Source organism: Devosia sp. ZB163, assembly GCF_028613635.1.
GTDB lineage: Bacteria > Pseudomonadota > Alphaproteobacteria > Rhizobiales > Devosiaceae > Devosia_A.
Map to the genome: position 1 here is coordinate 896403 of NZ_JAQRMY010000002.1, position 18249 is coordinate 914651.

General features: G+C 64.6%; 17 protein-coding genes and 2 tRNA genes. 16 read left to right on the forward strand and 3 right to left on the reverse strand.

Going from position 1 to position 18249, the window contains the following annotated elements:
- Positions 1-42 precede the first annotated feature (42 nt).
- A complete protein-coding gene (locus tag PRN20_RS12655; RefSeq protein ID WP_443112569.1) occupies positions 43-1284 on the reverse strand; it encodes a cytochrome P450 in 1242 nt (413 codons plus the stop codon).
- Between the two features lie 165 nt (positions 1285-1449).
- On the opposite strand from PRN20_RS12655, the gene PRN20_RS12660 reads away from it, so the two are divergent.
- The 6 genes from PRN20_RS12660 (at position 1450) to cysK (ending at position 6989) form a co-directional block, all read left to right on the forward strand.
- Positions 1450-1680: a hypothetical protein gene (locus PRN20_RS12660; protein WP_273957738.1), complete on the forward strand. Its 231-nt coding sequence runs from the start codon at positions 1450-1452 to the stop codon at positions 1678-1680.
- Positions 1681-1857: 177 nt separating this feature from the next.
- Entirely contained in the window at positions 1858-2484 is a 627-nt protein-coding gene (locus tag PRN20_RS12665) for an ATP-dependent Clp protease proteolytic subunit (protein WP_273957739.1), read from the forward strand.
- A gap of 173 nt (positions 2485-2657) precedes the next feature.
- Positions 2658-3935, forward strand: coding sequence for an ATP-dependent Clp protease ATP-binding subunit ClpX (gene clpX / locus PRN20_RS12670; protein ID WP_273957740.1), 1278 nt, complete (start codon positions 2658-2660; stop codon positions 3933-3935).
- A 103-nt stretch (positions 3936-4038) separates the two neighbouring features.
- A complete protein-coding gene (locus tag PRN20_RS12675) occupies positions 4039-4881 on the forward strand; it encodes a patatin-like phospholipase family protein (protein WP_273957741.1) in 843 nt (280 codons plus the stop codon).
- A complete protein-coding gene (locus PRN20_RS12680) occupies positions 4878-5840 on the forward strand; it encodes a small ribosomal subunit Rsm22 family protein (protein ID WP_273957742.1) in 963 nt (320 codons plus the stop codon). Before PRN20_RS12675 ends, PRN20_RS12680 begins: the two co-directional genes overlap by 4 nt.
- Before the next feature lie 93 nt (positions 5841-5933).
- Positions 5934-6989: a cysteine synthase A gene (cysK, locus tag PRN20_RS12685; RefSeq protein ID WP_273957743.1), complete on the forward strand. Its 1056-nt coding sequence runs from the start codon at positions 5934-5936 to the stop codon at positions 6987-6989.
- Positions 6990-7054: 65 nt separating this feature from the next.
- Here cysK and PRN20_RS12690 read toward each other — a convergent pair whose 3' ends face one another.
- Positions 7055-8137, reverse strand: a complete 1083-nt coding sequence (locus PRN20_RS12690; protein WP_273957744.1) for a citrate synthase/methylcitrate synthase — start codon at positions 8135-8137, stop codon at positions 7055-7057.
- A gap of 87 nt (positions 8138-8224) precedes the next feature.
- Here PRN20_RS12690 and PRN20_RS12695 point away from each other — a divergent pair, with 87 nt between their 5' ends.
- The 7 genes from PRN20_RS12695 to PRN20_RS12725 all read left to right on the forward strand — a co-directional run bounded on the left by PRN20_RS12695 (position 8225) and on the right by PRN20_RS12725 (position 15793).
- Positions 8225-9358 (forward strand): citrate synthase, encoded by a 1134-nt coding sequence (locus PRN20_RS12695; protein ID WP_273958089.1) that lies wholly within the window; start codon positions 8225-8227, stop codon positions 9356-9358.
- A 199-nt stretch (positions 9359-9557) separates the two neighbouring features.
- On the forward strand, positions 9558-11999 hold the full coding sequence (gene lon, locus PRN20_RS12700; protein ID WP_273957745.1) for an endopeptidase La: 2442 nt from the start codon (positions 9558-9560) through the stop codon (positions 11997-11999).
- 170 nt (positions 12000-12169) lie between these two features.
- Entirely contained in the window at positions 12170-13378 is a 1209-nt protein-coding gene (tet, locus tag PRN20_RS12705; protein ID WP_273957746.1) for a Tet(A)/Tet(B)/Tet(C) family tetracycline efflux MFS transporter, read from the forward strand.
- 145 nt (positions 13379-13523) lie between these two features.
- Positions 13524-13799: an HU family DNA-binding protein gene (locus PRN20_RS12710; RefSeq protein ID WP_273957747.1), complete on the forward strand. Its 276-nt coding sequence runs from the start codon at positions 13524-13526 to the stop codon at positions 13797-13799.
- Positions 13800-13953: 154 nt separating this feature from the next.
- Positions 13954-14029: transfer RNA gene (locus tag PRN20_RS12715), tRNA-Val, on the forward strand.
- A gap of 129 nt (positions 14030-14158) precedes the next feature.
- Positions 14159-15547: an FAD-binding oxidoreductase gene (locus PRN20_RS12720; RefSeq protein WP_273957748.1), complete on the forward strand. Its 1389-nt coding sequence runs from the start codon at positions 14159-14161 to the stop codon at positions 15545-15547.
- 169 nt (positions 15548-15716) lie between these two features.
- A tRNA-Asp gene (locus PRN20_RS12725) sits at positions 15717-15793 on the forward strand.
- Between the two features lie 133 nt (positions 15794-15926).
- Here PRN20_RS12725 and PRN20_RS12730 read toward each other — a convergent pair.
- Positions 15927-16133 (reverse strand): hypothetical protein, encoded by a 207-nt coding sequence (locus tag PRN20_RS12730; RefSeq protein ID WP_273957749.1) that lies wholly within the window; start codon positions 16131-16133, stop codon positions 15927-15929.
- A 371-nt stretch (positions 16134-16504) separates the two neighbouring features.
- Between PRN20_RS12730 and PRN20_RS12735 the strand changes: the two genes are divergently transcribed.
- From PRN20_RS12735 to PRN20_RS12745, 3 genes are all read left to right on the forward strand, one after another.
- Complete coding sequence (locus PRN20_RS12735) at positions 16505-17044, forward strand: outer membrane protein (protein WP_273957750.1); 540 nt, start codon at positions 16505-16507, stop codon at positions 17042-17044.
- 273 nt (positions 17045-17317) lie between these two features.
- A complete protein-coding gene (locus PRN20_RS12740; protein WP_273957751.1) occupies positions 17318-17683 on the forward strand; it encodes an NADH-quinone oxidoreductase subunit A in 366 nt (121 codons plus the stop codon).
- Positions 17674-18249 carry a NuoB/complex I 20 kDa subunit family protein gene (locus PRN20_RS12745; RefSeq protein ID WP_273957752.1) on the forward strand — a complete coding sequence of 192 codons (576 nt, stop codon included), beginning with the start codon at positions 17674-17676 and terminating at the stop codon, positions 18247-18249. Before PRN20_RS12740 ends, PRN20_RS12745 begins: the two co-directional genes overlap by 10 nt.

Consider the following 18249-nt stretch of genomic DNA (forward strand, 5'->3'; position numbering starts at 1 on the left):
GGGACTCAGCCGGACGCGCAGCGCGCTCCGAATGCCGCGCGGCTACCACTCCACCTCGAGCCGCTCCAGCCCGTGGAAGTGGTAGATGTTCTTGTACTGTGGCTCGGTAGCCAGCCTCAGCCCGGGCAGCCGGTCGAACAGCGTCTTCATCGACACCTGCAGCTCGATGCGGGCGAGCGGCGCGCCGATGCAGAAGTGGATGCCGGCGCCGAAGCTGACATTGGCGCCATCCGTCCGGAACGGATCGAAGGTGTTGGCGTGGGCGAAGCGCGACGGGTCGCGGTTGGCGGCGGCCAGCATCAGCCCGATCGTCTCACCCTGCTTGAAGCTCAGCCCGTTGTCGAGCGTCACATCCTGCAGCGCATAGCGCGTGAACATGTGGAGCGGCGCGTCGAAGCGCAGTCCTTCCTCGACGGTGGCCTCGGTCTGCTTTTCGTCGGCAAAGATCGCCTGGTGGTCGAGACCGCTCTCGAGGATGGATTTTAGCGTGTTGCCCGTAGTGTGGACGGTCGCCTCGTGTCCGGCGTTGAGCAGCAGGATCGTAGTCGAGATGACCTCTTCCTCGGTCAGCTTTTCGCCATCGACCTCGGAGGTCAGCATGTGGGTGAGCAGGTCCTCGCGCGGCTGGCGGCGGCGCTCGGCGATCATCGCCCGGACATAGTCCATGAACTCGATCGAGGCTTGGTTGGCGTCGAGCTCGGTCTCGTGGCTGACCCCGTGCATGTACATTGCGACCATGCGGTTGGACCAGTCGACCAGCTGCATGGCCATGTCGGCTGGGAGGCCGATCATCTCGGCGATGACGATGGCGGGGATCGGCACCGCATAGGAGCGGAGCAGTTCAGTGCCGCCGTCAGCCTCGAAGCCATCGATCAGCTCGTTGGCGAGGCGCTCGATGCGGGGGCGCAGTTGCTCGACATTGCGTGACACGAAGGCGCGGTTGACCAGTGCGCGCAGCCGGGTGTGCGATGGCGGCTCGAGCGTCAGCAGCGAGTACTTCTCGGTCAGGTCGAAGGCCGCCGTGTGCGCCTTTGGCTCCGGCATGCCGAGTTCTTCTCGGCTCATCAAATGCAGGATCTGGCGACCGAAGCGCTTGTCGCGGAGCAGGGCGCTCACATCCTTGAAGCCGGCGAAGCACCAGTGGCCGTAATTCTCCCAGAAGAAGGCCGGGGAGGTGGCATGGACCGCGTCGTAGAAGGCGTAGGGATCGCGGTAGAAGGCAGCCTCGCGCGGCTTTGCCTCGGCGTGCCGGGTCTCGGGGGTCAGTCGGAAAGCGGTGGTAATGGGAGTCGTCCTCAGCAGGCCACGTCGTGCGGTGGAAGACCGCCGGTCATCCTTGCCCTACTGCCTGCCGGAGGTAAAGTCCGGCCCCAAGCGGCGGTTTGGCACTTGTCCGGCCGCAAAATCCGGGTAGTGCATAGCGCCGACGATTTCCAACGGAGCGGACCAGTGGCCGACCTGACGCTGAACGAAGCCATCGAGAACATCTATGCCTCGCTCAAGGCCAACAATGCCGATATCGACGAGCACATCGCAGGGCTGAAGGCGGCCATGGCGCGCGAGGGCGTCAAGGAGGCAACCTTCGATCCCGGCAAGCTGGCGCAGAACAACCGCCAGGGCCGCAAGATGATGCAGGCCTACTTCCGCCAGCGCGGAGTTTCGATCGGATTCTCGGGCTGAGCAGCGGCCTCCCCATCCGGGTAGCTTCCGCGACTCCACGGGATTGCGCGAAACTGTGAGTATTGCGGCCTGCCACACTGGTGCCTATCTGTCGCTTTACCCGCCCTTAACGGGGCATCGCCTGAAGTCGGCCGCGAAGCGCTGATTCTTCCTACATTCCCAGGGGCAAATCTCGAAATGAGAGATCCGGTCGATACCTTCACCAACTACCTTGTGCCCACGGTCATCGAGCAGACCAACCGTGGCGAACGCGCGTTCGACATCTATTCGCGCCTGCTCAAGGAACGCATCATCTTCGTGACCGGTCAGGTCGAGGACACCATGGCCTCCCTGATCGTGGCGCAGCTTCTCTTCCTCGAGTCCGAGAACCCGAAGAAAGAGATCTCGATGTACATCAATTCGCCGGGCGGCGTGGTGACGTCGGGCCTTGCGATCTACGACACCATGCAGTTCATCCGTCCGCCGGTTGCGACGCTCTGCACCGGGCAGGCCGCCTCGATGGGCTCGCTCCTGCTCGCCGGCGGCGCCGCGGGCATGCGCGGCTCACTGCCCAATTCCTCGATCATGGTTCATCAGCCTTCCGGCGGCTACCAGGGCCAGGCGACGGACATCCTGATCCACGCCCAGTTCACCGAGAAGCTGAAGCGCCGTCTCAACGAGATCTACGTCAAGCACACCGGCAAGGACTACGAGGCCATTCACAACGCGCTTGAGCGTGACCGCTTCCTGAGCCCTGAAGAGGCTAAGGAATTCGGCATCATCGACTCCATCTTCGAGAAGCGCTCTGAACCTGAAGCGTCGTGAGCCTTTTACGCATTAACGTGAACGGCAAAGCCACGCTTCAGTGTGACACTTGTGTGATTGTGTGGGTCCCGGCTGGCCGCTAAGGTCGGTCGGGCTTACATTTTGTTTAGCTATGCGGGGCTAGCGTTCTACTCTAGCCGGGCATGGGAGCCCACCCTCCCAGGAGTGACAGGATGTCCAAGGACACGACCAGCGGCGAATCCAGCAAGAACACGCTTTACTGCTCGTTCTGTGGAAAGTCGCAGCACGAGGTCAGGAAGCTGATCGCGGGCCCCACGGTATTCATCTGTGATGAATGCGTGGAGCTGTGCATGGACATCATCCGCGAGGAAAACAAAACCTCGATGGTGAAGTCCTCGGACGGCGTCCCGACGCCTGCCGAAATCTGCAAGGTGCTGGATGACTATGTCATCGGCCAGTTCCGCGCCAAGCGCGTGCTGTCGGTCGCCGTGCATAACCACTACAAGCGCCTGCACCACGCCACCAAGAACCAGGACATCGAGCTCTCGAAGTCCAATATCCTGCTGATCGGTCCGACCGGTACCGGCAAGACGCTGCTCGCGCAGACGCTGGCCCGTATCCTCGACGTGCCGTTCACCATGGCCGACGCGACGACGCTGACCGAAGCCGGTTACGTCGGCGAGGACGTCGAGAACATCATCCTCAAGCTGTTGCAGGCCGCCGACTACAACGTCGAGAAGGCCCAGCGCGGCATCGTCTACATCGACGAAGTCGACAAGATCAGCCGCAAGTCGGACAACCCGTCCATAACCCGCGACGTGTCGGGCGAGGGCGTGCAGCAGGCTCTGCTGAAGATCATGGAAGGCACCGTGGCTTCGGTTCCGCCGCAGGGCGGCCGCAAGCACCCGCAGCAGGAATTCCTGCAGGTGGACACGACCAACATCCTGTTCATCTGCGGTGGTGCCTTTGCCGGCCTCGAGAAGATCATCGCCGCGCGCTCGGAAGGCTCGGGCATCGGCTTTGCGGCAACCGTGAAGGATCCCAAGGATCGTCGCGTCGGTGACCTCCTGAAGGAAGTCGCGCCGGAAGACCTGGTGAGGTTCGGTCTTATCCCCGAGTTCATTGGCCGTCTGCCGATCCTCGCCACGCTCGAGGACCTCGACGAGGCGGCCCTGATCCAGATCCTCACCGAGCCCAAGAACGCCCTGGTGCGCCAGTACCAGCGTCTGTTCTCGATGGAAGAGGTCGAACTGACCTTCCACGAGGACGCGCTCAAGGCGATCGTCCGGCATGCCATCGAGCGCAAGACCGGCGCCCGCGGCCTCCGTTCGATCATGGAGGGCATCCTGCTCGACACCATGTACGACCTCCCGTCGCTCGACGGCGTGGAAGAAGTGGTGATCAGCGAGGAAGTGGTGAACGGCAAGGACGCGCGTCCGCTGTACATCTACGCCGAGCGCAAGAAGGAAGAGGCGCCGGCCAGCGCCTGATCCTCGCATCAGCGACGAGACACGAAGGCCCTGCCATCCGGCGGGGCCTTTGCTTTGGTGGGGCCGCCATCGCATAAACGGGATCGACCAGGAGAGACGGCATATGCGGATTGGGGTGGCTTTGGGCAGCGGCGCGGCGCGCGGGCTTGCGCACATCCCCTATATCGAGGCCATGGACGAACTCGGCCTCAGCCCTTCGGTGATCGCCGGCTCGTCGATCGGCGCCCTGATCGGTTCGGGCTGGGCGAACGGCATGACTGGCGCGGAGCTGAGGGAGCACGCCTATTCGGTGCTCGGCAGCCTCAAGCAGATCGCCAACACGCTGTGGACCCGCAACCGGCCCGACTTCAAGCAGGTGCTTGCGACGGGACTATCGGTGCAGGTGCGGTCCGAGGGCATCGCCAATGCCTTCCTTCCCGAGGGTTTCCCGGACGATTTCGCTGAGCTGAAGGTGCCCTTCCTTGTCGCCGCGACCGATTTCTATGGCTGGAGCGAAGTGATGTTCGAATCCGGCCCGCTCCGCTCGGCAATCGCAGCTTCGATGGCGATCCCGAGCCTCTTCCGGCCGGTTCTGATCGATGGCAGCTACTACATCGACGGCGGCGTCACCAATCCGCTGCCGCTGGGCTACATCCAGGATCGCTGCGATGTTCTGATCGGCATCGACGTTCATCGCACCCCGGACCCGACGCTGGAGCGGACGGAGCCCAGCATCGTCGACGCCGCGGTTATTTCGACCGAGATCATGTCTCAGAAGCTCGTCGACGCGACCGTGCTGCGCTATCCGCCCGATGTCTATGTTCGCGCCGAAGTTGGCCCGTTCGGCGGGCGCGAGTTCTGGCGGGTGCGGGAGATCGTCGAGAACGCGACGGCGGACAAGGATCGGTTCAAGCGCGCCGTGAGCGACGCGCTCCTCGCCAACAGCCTCAAGCGGGCGGCCCGGTGAGCGACCTGCCGCGTGCCCTGGCGGAAGCGATCCGCCGTCTCGCCGACGAGCGCGGCCGCAAGGGCCTCGCCGAAAGCGCGTCGCAGATGTCGGCGCACTATCGCCAGCGCGGCACCTCGCGGCAGGTGATCGGCGCCGCCGGCGACGCGCTCGCCTATGCCCTGAGCCGGATGCCGGCGACCTACGCCGCCGTCTCTGCAGTGCTGGAGGAACTGCAGCGCCGGGCACCGAACTTCGCCCCGGGCAGCGTTCTAGATGTCGGGTGCGGACCGGGGACGGCGTCCTGGGCGGCCGCGGAGGCCTATCCCGGCGCGGCGCTGACTCTGGTCGACCACAACCGGGAGTTCCTGACGCTCGCCGAGGCCCTCGCGGCAGACGGCGCGGCCGGACCGGTGGATCTGAGGCTCGGCGACCTCGCCGGCCTCGATCTAGGCAAGCCGAGCGACGTCGTGGTCTGCGCCTACGCCCTCACGGAACTGGCGGATACCCAGCTGACGCAGGCCGTGGAGCGGCTGTGGCGCCACTGTGCGGGTGTGCTGGTGATCGTCGAGCCGGGGCGGCCGCGGGACTACCAGCGGCTGATGCAGGTGCGGCGACACCTGATCGAGGCCGGGGGCAGGGTGCTGGCGCCCTGTCCGCATGAACGCGAGTGCCCGCTGGTTGAGCCCGACTGGTGCCATTTCTCGGTGCGCCTCAGCCGCTCGCGCGATCATATCCGCATGAAGGGCGCCTCGCTGGGCTACGAGGACGAGAAGTACAGCTATCTCGTCATGGCGCGGCCCGGCATCGGAGCCGCCGCCCCCGGCCGAATCCTGCGGCGGCCGGAGGAGAACAAGTTCTCGGTCACGCTCTCGGTCTGCGGGGAGGCCGGGCTCGAGACCCGCGTTGTCGCCAGCCGCGACAAGCCGGCCTTCAAGGCCGCGCGGAAACTGGAATGGGGCAACCCGGTCGAGAACTGAGTCATATGCTGAATTCTGCACCATAGGTTCACTTGTCGCCTCGTGAGCCCGGGAGTACCTTTTGCGCCCAGCGGGGTACACAGAGGACGAACCATGAAGTTCAACGACATACTCGGCACGATCGGCAACACGCCCATCGTTCGGATCAACAAGCTGGGTCCGAAGAATGTGAAGCTCTACGTCAAGATCGAGGCCTTCAACCCGTTGGGGTCGGTCAAGGACCGTCTCGCCCTGGGCGTGATCGAGGCCGCCGAGCGCTCGGGCCAGTTGAAGCCGGGCCAGACCGTCATCGAGGCGACCAGCGGCAACACGGGCATCGGCCTCGCCATGGTCTGCGCGGCGAAGGGCTACCCGCTCGTCGTCACCATGGCCGAGAGCTTCTCGGTCGAGCGGCGCAAGCTGATGCGCTTCCTCGGCGCCAAGGTCGTGCTGACGCCTGCCTCCGAGCGTGCCAACGGCATGATCCGCAAGGCGGAATCGCTGGCGGCGGCCAATGGCTGGTTCCAGACCCGCCAGTTCGAGAACGAGGCCAATCCCGACATACACTCAAAGACGACCGCCCAGGAGATCCTGCGCGACTTCGCCGACGAGAAGCTCGACTACTGGGTCACCGGATTCGGCACCGGCGGCACGCTGACCGGCGTAGGCCGCGTGCTGCGCGACAAGAGCCCGAACACCAAGGTCATCGTGGCGGAGCCCGAGGGCGCGCCGATGTTGACGAGCGGCGAAGGACAGGAACGTCGCGCAGACCATGCGGCTACAGGCAGCCATTCTGCCTGGAAGCCACACCCGTTCCAGGGCTGGAGCCCGGACTTCATTCCGTGGATCACCGACGAAGCGGTGCGTGAGAAGCTGTTCGACCAGGTGCTGACCGTTGCGCCGCCGGACGCGATGAAGGGCTCGATGGAGCTGGCGCAGAAGGAAGGCATCTTCGTCGGCATCACCGCAGGCGCCACCTTTGCCGCCGCGCTCAAGGTGGCCGAGACGGCGCCGGATGGCTCGACGATCCTCGCCATGCTGCCGGATACGGGCGAGCGCTACCTCTCGACCCCGCTCTTCGCCGACGTGCCGGCCGACATGACGCAGGAGGAAGAGGCAATCTCCGCCTCGACGCCGGGCCAGCAGCTACCCCCGAAGGTAGCCGCCTGACAAAAAAAGGCCCCGGCAAGTGCGGGGCCTTCTCATTTTCGGCGATCACCGGCGTCGAGACGCGCCTAGGCGGCCTTGCGCGGCATCGGCCCGACATAGCGCGACTTCGGCCGGATCAGTCGCCCTTGACCCGCCTCCTTGGCATGGGCGATCCAGCCTCCGACACGGCCGGCGGCGAACACCGCGGTGAAGGCGTCGCGCGGGAACCCCAGCGCCTCGAGGAGAAGCGCGGTATAGAACTCCACATTGGTATCGAGCTGCCGATCCGGCTTGTGGCGCCGCAGGGCCGCGAGCGCCGTGGTCTCGACCGCGTCGGCAAGTGCCATTCGATCGGCATTGACGGCACCGACCTTGTGGATGCGACCGAGCGCTGCCTTCAGGGCGTCGGCACGCGGATCGCGGACGCGATAGATGCGGTGACCGAAGCCCATGAGCCGACCACCGCGAGCCAATTCTGCGTCGATCCAGCTCTCGGCATTCGACGGAGCGCCGATGGCATCGAGCATGTCGAGCACGGGCCCGGGCGCGCCGCCGTGGAGGGCGCCTTTGAGCGCGCCAAGGGCGCCGAGTACGGCGGAGTTCAGCCCGGCCTGGGTCGAGGCGATGACCCGTGCCGCAAAGGTCGAGGCATTGAGGCCATGGTCGGCCACGGTGACGAGATACGTGTCCAACGCGGCTGCCGCCTCAGGCCGGGGTACAACGCCGGTCGCCATCCGTAACATATCGGTTGCATGTCCGAGGGCGGCGTCCGGGGCGATTGGAGCGGCTCCAGCCCTGAGACGGGGCAGGGCGGGCAGGAGCACGGCAGGCGCCGCGGCAAGAAGCAGGGCGCTGTCCAGGTCCGTCTCGTCGGGCAGCCGCGCTATCAGGGCCCGCATGCCGTCATAGACGGGACGATCGGCCAGCAGGGGCAATTCGCGCTCGGTGAGCGCGTAGACGCGCTGACGAGCCTCCCCGAGAGGGAGGGAGAGATCAGCTGGCAGTGCTGGAAAGAAGCCATCCCAGAGCAGCGACAGCACCTGCGCGTAGGTGCTGTGTCCTGCCAGCGCCTCGAGTGGCTGACCACGGACAATCAGCCTGCCTGCCAATCCATCGACATCGGAAAGCACGGTTTCGGCGGCGACGACGTCTTCGAGACCATCGGTCATTTGAGCCTCCTTGGCTGTTCCCTGCAGAAGGTAGGCGCGCTAACATTGACGTCAATCTTGATCATTTCGATCAATGTGAGGCTCAACATGTGGCTCAGTGCGACGGAGGCGCTTGCCCGGCTCGGCAGCAAGCCGCAGTCGCTCTACGCAAATGTCAGCCGCGGCCGCATCAGGGCCAAGCCGGACCCTGCCGACAGCCGCCGCAGCCTCTATCGCGAGGACGATGTCGATCGCGTCGCTGCGCGTTCTCGCGGTCGGCGGAGTGTTGCGGCCACCGCTTCAGAGGCGATCAGTTGGGGCGAGCCCGTGCTGACCTCGTCCATTTCGACGGTTGCCCGGGGCCACCTGATCTACCGAGGTGTGGACGTGGCCACACTGGCGGCAACGGCCACACTTGAGGATATTGCGGCCCTGTTGTGGGATGGGTCGGTCAGCACGCCTGCCTCCTTCGAGCCTGTCGCCAATCCCTCGGTTGGCGCGGCCCTCGCTGCCCTGGCCGGGCGTGCTGCAGTCGATCCACCCAGCGCCGGACGAGGAGCCGCGGCGTTACGGATCGAGGCCGCGGAGGTCCACGCGAGGATAGGGGAATCGCTTGTTGGCGGGGGCGATGGGCAGCTCCACGAGCGGCTGGCCCAGTCGTTCGGCCGACCCGATGCAGCAGACGCGCTGCGACGTGCCCTCGTCGTCCTCGCAGACCACGAACTCAACGCCTCGACTTTCGCCGCCCGCGTGGCTGTATCGACCGGTGCCTCGCTGGCCGCAGGCGCCTTGGCCGGTCTGGCGACGCTCGGTGGCCCGCGGCATGGCAATGCCGCACCCGCCGTCCTGGCTCTCGCCGAGGATATCGGCTCCGGTCACGATGCGCTCGAAGCTCTGCGCGACTGGCTCGGGGAGGGAAGGGCGGTCCCGGGCTTCGGTCATCCCCTCTACCCGCGCGGCGATGTCCGTTGTCCTATCCTGCTCGCTGCGTTCGAGATCCCGCCAGCCTTCGCCCGGCTCCAGCAAGCCGGCGAGATCATGCTGGACGAGGCGCCCAATATCGACTTCGCCCTTGCGGCGCTGACGTCGGCCTATGGCTTGCCGCGGCATGCGCCGGCCACCATCTTTGCCCTGGCGCGTTCGGTGGGCTGGCTCGCGCACGGGATCGAGCAGGCGACCTCGGGACAGCTCATCCGCCCACGGGCGCGCTACGTCGGGCCTCCGCTCCAAACCGCACCCTGATGCACCCGCAGCACACACTGGTGCCGCATTGCAGGCATACCCACCATAACGGGCAGGTAGACTTGCCCTTTGATGCTGAGGCCCTATGTAATCAGCAGAATCAGGCTTGCCGCCCGTCTCGGGGGCTAGTCCGGTTGCTAGACGGACGCGGGCTCGCAAAAACTCCTCCCAGAGCCCGGCGTCCAGGAAAGGACCAAATATGTCGGATACGACCCAAGGTAGCGCCGGTTTCGATCGCGATCGGGTTTACCCGGTGCTGCCGCTCCGCGATATCGTTGTCTTTCCGGGCATGATCGTGCCCCTCTTCGTCGGCCGCGAGAAATCGGTGAAGGCCCTCGAGGAGGTGATGCGCGACGACAAGCACATTCTCGTCGTCACGCAGAAGAATGCCCAGGACGACGATCCGTCGCCTGACGAGATCTATTCCACCGGCACCATCGCTTCGGTGCTGCAGCTGCTCAAGCTCCCCGATGGCACCGTGAAGGTGCTGGTCGAGGGCCTGCGCCGCGCCAAGATCGACAAGTACCTGCAGACCGTCGACTACTTCGAAGCCGAGGCGAGCAACCTCGACGAGCCGAAGGAAGACGAGACCGAGCTCGAGGCCCTGGCCCGCTCGGCGCAGAGCGAGTTCGAGAACTACGTCAAGCTCAACAAGAAGATTTCGGCTGAGGTGGTCAACGCCGTCAGCCAGATCACGCATTACTCCAAGCTCGCCGACACCATTGCGAGCCACCTGGTGATCAAGATCGAGCAGAAGGAAGACCTGCTGGCGACCGTGTCGGTCAGCGAGCGGCTCCAGAAGATCCTCGGCCTCATGGAGGGCGAGATCGGTGTTCTGCAGGTCGAAAAGCGCATCCGCTCGCGCGTCAAGCGCCAGATGGAGAAGACACAGCGCGAGTACTATCTCAACGAGCAGATGAAGGCGATCCAGCGCGAGCTGGGCGACGGCGAGGAAGGCTCGAACGAGCTGACCGAGCTCGAAGAGAAGATCAAGAAGACCAGGCTTTCCAAGGAAGCCCGCATCAAGGCTGATGCTGAGCTCAAGAAGCTCAAGACGATGAGCCCGATGTCGGCGGAAGCGACGGTTGTCCGCAACTATCTGGACTGGCTGCTGACGCTCCCCTGGGGCAAGAAGAGCAAGGTCAAGCGCGACCTGGTCTACGCCGAACAGGTGCTGGACGAGGATCACTATGGCCTCGAGAAGGTCAAGGAGCGCATCCTCGAGTACCTCGCGGTGCAGTCGCGCACCGGTAAGCTCAAGGGCCCGATCCTCTGCCTCGTCGGCCCTCCGGGCGTCGGCAAGACCTCGCTCGGCAAGTCGATCGCCAAGGCGACCGGCCGTGAGTTCGTGCGCATGGCGCTCGGCGGCGTCCGTGACGAAGCCGAGATCCGCGGCCACCGCCGGACCTATATCGGCTCCATGCCGGGCAAGGTGATCCAGTCGCTCAAGAAGGCGGGCAAGTCCAATCCGCTCTTCCTGCTCGATGAGATCGACAAGATGGGCCAGGACTTCCGTGGCGATCCGTCTTCGGCGCTGCTCGAAGTGCTGGATCCGGAGCAGAACGCGACGTTCAACGATCACTACCTCGAGGTCGACTATGACCTCTCGGACGTGATGTTCGTGACCACCTCGAACACGCTGAACATCCCGGCGCCGCTGATGGACCGCATGGAGATCATCCGTCTGTCGGGTTACACCGAGGACGAGAAGTTCGAGATCGCGCGTCGTCACCTGATCCCGGAGACGCTTAAGGAAAACGGCCTCCAGGCTAAGGAATTCGTCCTTGGCGACGAGGAACTGCGTTCGGTCGTCCGCGACTACACGCGGGAAGCCGGCGTCCGTAACCTCAAGCGCGAGATTTCCAAGCTGATGCGCAAGGCGGTTCGCGACATCATGACCAAGAAGGTCCTGAAGGTCGAAATCACGCCCGAGCTGATCGAGGAGTATCTCGGCCCGGCATTCTTCCGGAACGACAAGATCGACGCCGAGCCGCAGATCGGCGCGGTGACGGGCCTCGCCTGGACTTCGGTCGGCGGCGAGATCCTGACGATCGAAGGCGTGATGACGCACGGCAAGGGCCGTATGACGGTGACCGGCAACCTCAAGGAAGTGATGAAGGAATCCATCACTGCCGCCTCGGGTTACGTCCGCTCGCAGGCCGTCGAACTCGGCATCAAGCCGCCGCTGTTCGACACCCGCGACATCCACCTGCACGTGCCGGAAGGCGCGACGCCGAAGGATGGTCCGTCCGCTGGTATCGCCATGGCCACCGCCATTGTCTCGCTGATGACGGGTATTCCGGTCCGCAACGACGTCGCCATGACTGGTGAAGTCACGCTGCGGGGCAGGGTGCTGCCGATCGGCGGCCTCAAGGAGAAGCTGCTCGCGGCCCTCCGTTCTGGCATCAAGACGGTGCTCATTCCCGAGGAGAACACCCGCGATCTCAAGGAGATTCCGGAGAACGTGACCCAGGGGATGGAGATCATCCCGGTGAGCCGGATGAACGAGGTGCTTAGCCGCGCCCTGGTGCGCCAGCCCGAGCCGATCGAGTGGCAGTTCGACGACGACAAGCCGGCGGCGCCGGCCACGGCGATCGAAACGCCGGAAGGCGACGAGGCGGGCGCAAGCCTGCCGCACTGACCGGTCGACGCAAACTGAACTAGGAAACGGCGCCTTCGGGCGCCGTTTTCTTTTCGAGCGTCTCTGGTGACCGCCGTGGGCGCCTCCCATCTGGGTTTTTCGCGTTTGCTTCCTGGCATGGGAACGAATATAGAACGCGTCCCGCGTAAAGCCGGCCGGAGGGAACCGACTTGAACCGTGCACTTGCCGTAATACTGGCCGCCGTGACGCTTGATGCGATCGGCATCGGCCTCATCTTTCCGATCCTGCCGCGCCTGCTCGAGGATGTGAGCCACTCCCACGAGGTGGCGACGCTCATGGGACTGATGCTGGCCATCTATTCGGCCATGCAATTCCTGTTCTCGCCAATTCTGGGCGTGCTCAGCGATCGCTTCGGACGCCGGCCGGTACTGCTCATCTCGCTTGCCGGCGCGGCCATCGACTACGTGGTCATGGCGTTCGCGCCCGAACTCTGGATGCTCGTCGTCGGCCGCGCCATCGCCGGCATCACCAGCGCCAACATGGCCGTGGCGACTGCATACATCACCGACATCTCGGCTGAGGAAGAGCGCGCCAAGCGCTTCGGCTACTTCCACGCCATGTTCGGCATCGGCTTCATCATCGGCCCGGTGCTGGGAGGGATCATCGGCGACATCTGGGTGCGCGCTCCGTTCCTCGTCGCCGCTGCCCTCAACGCGCTCAACTTCGCCCTCGCGCTGTTCGTGCTGCCCGAGTCGCGGCGCGGCGATGCGGGCACGCGCTTCAGCTTCGATACGCTCAATCCCTTCAAGCCGCTGGGCTGGGCGCTGTCATTCGCCTCCCTGCTGCCGCTGATGGTCATCTTCGTCATCATGAACTTCGTGGGCACTATGTACGGCACCGTGTGGGCGCTGTTCGGCCAGGACACGTTCGAGTGGAACGGCCTGATGATCGGCCTGTCGCTGGGCGCGTTCGGCCTTTTCCACGCCGGAGCACAGGCGCTCCTGACGGGACCGGCCGCGGCGCGGCTCGGGGAACGATGGGCGCTCGTCGTCGGCATGGCCTGCGAACTGACCGCACTGGTGATTCTCGGATTCGCAACGCAGGGCTGGATACTCTTCGCCCTCGCGCCGCTCTTCGCCCTTGGCGGAATCGGCATGCCGGCGCTGCAATCGCTCACCACCCGGCAGGTCGATGCCGACAACCAGGGCAAGCTGCAGGGCGTGCTCGCGAGTCTTGTCAGCCTGTCGGCCATATTCGGCCCGATCTTCTTCTCCTGGGTCTATTTTGTGCTGAAACCGACCTGGCCCGGCCTGGTGTGGATCGTCGGCGGAGCCGTGTATTTGCTGGCTTTACCGCTGCTTTTGGGGATTCGCAGAACACGTTCCGCCACAGTCGTGCCCGACGTCGGCCAAAGTTGAGCCAAAATTGAGGGTTCATTAACAAAATTGCTGTGCCTCACCTCTGGAGAAGCCCGGAATTCCTTGCGTTTCGGTCAGAATCGAAGAAGGGTCACGGCGTTTTGGTTCGCCACCGCAGGCGGGCATCCCACAGTGAGGAAACGCTATGTCTAATAAGAACGATCTGATCGGCGTGGTCGCCGACAAGGCGGAACTGACCAAGGCCCAGGCCGGGGAGGCCGTTGATGCCGTGTTTGAGGCGATCACTGCTTCCCTGAAGAAGGGTGAAGAGGTCCGTCTCGTTGGCTTCGGCACCTTCGCCGTGTCCAAGCGTAAGGCTTCCATCGGCCGCAATCCGGCCACCGGCGCCGAGATCAAGATTCCGGCCTCAAACCAGGCCAAGTTCAAGCCCGGCAAGGGCCTCAAGGACGCCATCAACTAAGACCGGCTTCCAGGTCGGCTCGACCACAATGGCCCCGCGCGCCTGTCGCCGGGGCCATTGTTGTTCCCAGGTGGGGCAGGGCGTTCCGCAACGGGTTGACGCGTCCGGGCCGAAATCCTAGTTAGTGCGCCTCATCGGGCGCACGACGCCCGGCGGGCGGTTAGCTCAGTTGGTAGAGCATCTCGTTTACACCGAGAGGGTCGGCGGTTCGAGACCGTCACCGCCCACCAGCCTTCACAAGCGGAGCGCCGCGAAGGCTGCAGCCTACGCGCTCCCCGGGGCTGTGCCCCAACATCATCCCCCTGTAGGATAGCCCCGCTACGCTGACGGTTCGTCGGACCAAGGCCAGGGAGGGCTTGATGTCGATTGCCGAGGTAAGTCGCTTCGATCTGCCCGGTTTTTCCGGCACTCTCATTCACCCGAGTCACGCCGACTATGACGACGCGCGCCGCGTCTACAACGGTATGATCGACCGCCGGCCGGCGGTTATCGCCCGCTGCAGCAGCGCCGACGACGTGGTGCTGGCGCTCGGCCTCGCCCGCCGCGAGGGGCTTCCGGTCTCGGTATTCGGCGGTGGCCACTCTGTCACCGGGTCCGCCGTTTGCGAGGACGGGGTGTGCATCGACCTGCGCGGCATGAAGGCCATGCGAATCGACCCGGCTGCGCGGACCTGTCGCGCTGAAGCCGGGCTCAACTGGGGCGAGTTCGACGCAGCGACGGGCGCGCACGGGCTTGTGCTCACCGGTGGTCGCAACCCCACCACGGGAATCGCCGGCCTGTCGCTCGGCAGCGGTAGTGGCTGGCTGGAGCGCAAATACGGCTATGTCTGCGACAACCTGATCTCGGCCGAGGTGGTCACAGCCGACGGCCGCAAGGTGATTGCCTCCGAAAGCGAGAATCCCGACCTGTTCTGGGGCCTGCGCGGCGGCGGCGGCAATTTCGGCATCGTCACGGCGTTTCATTTCCAGCTGCACCGGCTGGGCCCGATCGTCCTCGGCGGCGCGCTGATGTACCCCGCTCCGATGGCGGGGGCGGTGATGCGCAACATGCGCGACTTCATCCGCACGGCGCCCGACGAGGTCGGAACCGGCATGGTTTTCACCGTCGCCCCCGACGCGCCGTTCGTGCCGGAGCCCGCGCGCGGCAAGCCTGTCGTTCTCGTGCAGTTGGTCTATGCCGGCGACATGGAGGAGGGGGCCCGGGTACTGGCGCCGTTCCGCGCCTTCGGCCCGCCGGTGGCCGACCTGGTGCAGCCGATGCCCTACACCGAGTTCCAGAAGATGGGCGGCAACTTCCCGGGCTCGCAGAACTACTGGACCGCCGACTTCCTCGACGAGCTGCCCGACGAGGCGATCGATGCCTACGCGGCGCTGGCGCTGACGCCGCTGTCCCCGCAATCGGCGCTCATCATGGTGCCGGGTGGCGGTGCGCCGTCGCGTGTCGATGAAGAGGCTACGGCCTTCGGCATGCGCACTGCGCCGTGGAACGTCCACTACATTTGCGGCTGGACCGACCCGGCCGACAACGATGCCAACATCGCCCGGGTGAAGCAGATCGCCTCGGTGCTGAAGCCGTGGTCGACCGGCCGAGTCTATCTCAACTACATCGGCAACGAGGGGCAGGAACGTGTCGATGCAGCGTTCGGCGCCACGAAGCTCGCGCGGCTGCGGGCCCTCAAGGCCAAGTGGGACCCCGACAACGTGTTTCGGCACAACCACAACATCCGTCCGGCAGTTGTGGACGGATAAGCGGGCCGTCCGCGCACGGGAAAAAACGCCAGTCCGCAAAGGCATTTGCAGGCGGACGTGGAAAAGTCGGAAGAAAGTATGCCGGCGACGCGCTTTCGACGCTTGACACTCTCCGACCCGCCCTCTAAACGGACGCCACGTTGCGCGGACGACTTGTTCGCCAAGCGCTGCGGGAGTAGCTCAGTTGGTTAGAGCGCCGGCCTGTCACGCCGGAGGTCGCGGGTTCGAGCCCCGTCTCTCGCGCCACCCTTCCCTTTGATATCATTGGTAGATTACGGGTGGCGCGTGTCGCTTCGAGCGACGTTCGCATTGCTGTAGCCGACGTGTTCGAGCTCTGCGCCGATGGCAGCAGTTGCTGCCACCAACGCGTGCTTGTGTCCTACTTCTCTTCTTCGGAAACCGGAGTTTTCGTCTTGGACAGACGGGCAGCCGGAAGCCCGTTGATCCGGCGTTCGATGGCGCTGGCAGCGCCGATGGCGAACTCCCTGGAGCGGTAGGGGCCCCATTCCACCTGCTGCCCATTTACATAGGCGTAAAAGTACCATTTCCCGTCCCGTTGGTCGGGTCCGAATATCTGCTGAGTCAAGGCAATGCCCTCCGTAACCAAACCCGGTAGGAGATTCGCCGGCAGGTGGGCGTTCAACTTTGGCATAGGATCGACGGAATGCTTGTCCGTGGTGGCCTTCCGGCATCTCCGCAGAGGGCTGGCTGCGGAGCAACCCTGCAGTCGACGAGCCGTTCCATCAAATGCTGTGGAACAGACGGGCGAGCCCGAGGAAGCATCGCATTCGCGGCGTTCCTGTCAGCCCTCGTTCAGGAAGAGCCAGGTACCCTCACCATGTGGCGGTCTTGCATCAATGTGCTAGATTGCACATCTCAGACTGGCGCGAGGCGGAACTGTCGGCGCTGACTGTACATTGGGACGCTGGGAGGCGACCCCGGAGAAGCTGCATGCGGATGTCACGACGTCTGCTGATCGTCGGAATTGTGCTGGCTTGCGGGACCGGCGCCGGAATGGCGTCGGACCTGATGTCCGTGCCTGTGCAATCGAGCGCGGTGGCCATCCCGGTGGGCGGCGAAGGCTACAACTGGAACGGCTTCTACGCCGGCCTGTACGGTGTGGTGCAATCTAGCGCCGAGCGCGATGTCGAAACGGGCGTCGGCGTCGAGGCCGGCGTCAACGCCCAGTTCGACTTCTTCCTCGTCGGCGGCGAGGTCGCCCTGCAGGGGCTGACCGGCGACACCATCGACACCGCCTACGGACAGGTGACCGGCCGCGGCGGTGTGCTCATTACCAATGACCTCCTGGCATATGCCTCGGCCGGCTATGGCATGGAACTGACCGGAACCGGCGAAAGCGACCTGCTGGCCGGCGGCGGCATCGAGTACGCGATCAACGACGCCCTCTCGGTCAATGCCGAGTACACCCGCAGCTTCTCGATCGAAGGCGACAACGACAAGAACCAGTTCACGCTGGGCGCGCGTTTCCACTTCTGATCCGGTTCTTCGACGTTCTCCACCGGTGGCGTTGCGAGGCATCAAATGCCAGGCCCGGGCAGGGTGCTCGAACAGCCTTGCGCGCCGGGCCTCTCAGGTACAAAACGCGCACTAACTTGAGCGTAATAATCAACATTAGTTTTCCTTGAAACGGGTCAAGGCGTGGGCTAAGCCCGTGCCACAAGAATTCGCGTCGTCTCGCGGGCCCAAAATCGCCCGCTTGGCCGCGCGGAGGGCCGGCACCTCCCGCCGGCGTGACCATTAGGCTGCACAATGAACGAGTTGCTCAGCAACTACCTGCCGATCCTCATCTTCGTCGGCCTGGCTGCCGTCATCGGCCTGGCTCTCATGATTGCCCCCTTCGTTATCGCCTACAAGAAGCCGGATCCCGAGAAGGTGTCCGCTTTCGAGGCGGGATTCGACGCCTTCGACGATGCGCGCATGAAGTTCGACGTCCGGTTCTACCTGGTGTCGATCCTCTTCATCGTGTTCGACCTCGAAGTGGCGCTGCTGTTCCCGTGGGCTGTGGCATTCCGTGAAGTCGGGTGGTTCGGCTTCTGGTCGGTCATGATCTTCCTCGGGGTTCTGACCATCGGCTTCATCTATGAATGGAAGAAAGGCGCGCTGGAATGGGATTGACCGAAGGCACGCTCGTCGCACCGCAGCCCAAGGGCGTCATCGATCCGCGCACCAACAAGCTGGTCGGCGCCGACGATCCGTTCATGGCGGACGTCAACGCCGAACTCGCGGACAAGGGCTTCCTCGCGACCACGGCCTCCCAGCTCATCACCTGGGCTCGCACCGGCTCCCTGATGTGGATGCAGACGGGTCTCGCCTGCTGCGCCGTCGAAATGATCCAGATGTCGATGCCCCGCTACGACATCGAGCGATTCGGCACCGCCCCGCGCGCCTCGCCGCGCCAGGCCGACGTGCTGATCGTCGCCGGCACGCTGACCAACAAGATGGCTCCCGCGCTCCGCAAGGTCTACGACCAGATGCCGGAGCCTCGTTACGTCATCTCGATGGGCAGCTGCGCCAACGGCGGCGGCTACTATCACTACTCCTATTCGGTGGTGCGCGGTTGCGACCGCGTCATGCCGGTGGACATCTACGTCCCCGGTTGCCCGCCCACGGCTGAGGCGCTGTTGTACGGAATTCTGCTGCTGCAGAAGAAGATCCGCCGCACCGGCACGATCGAACGTTAG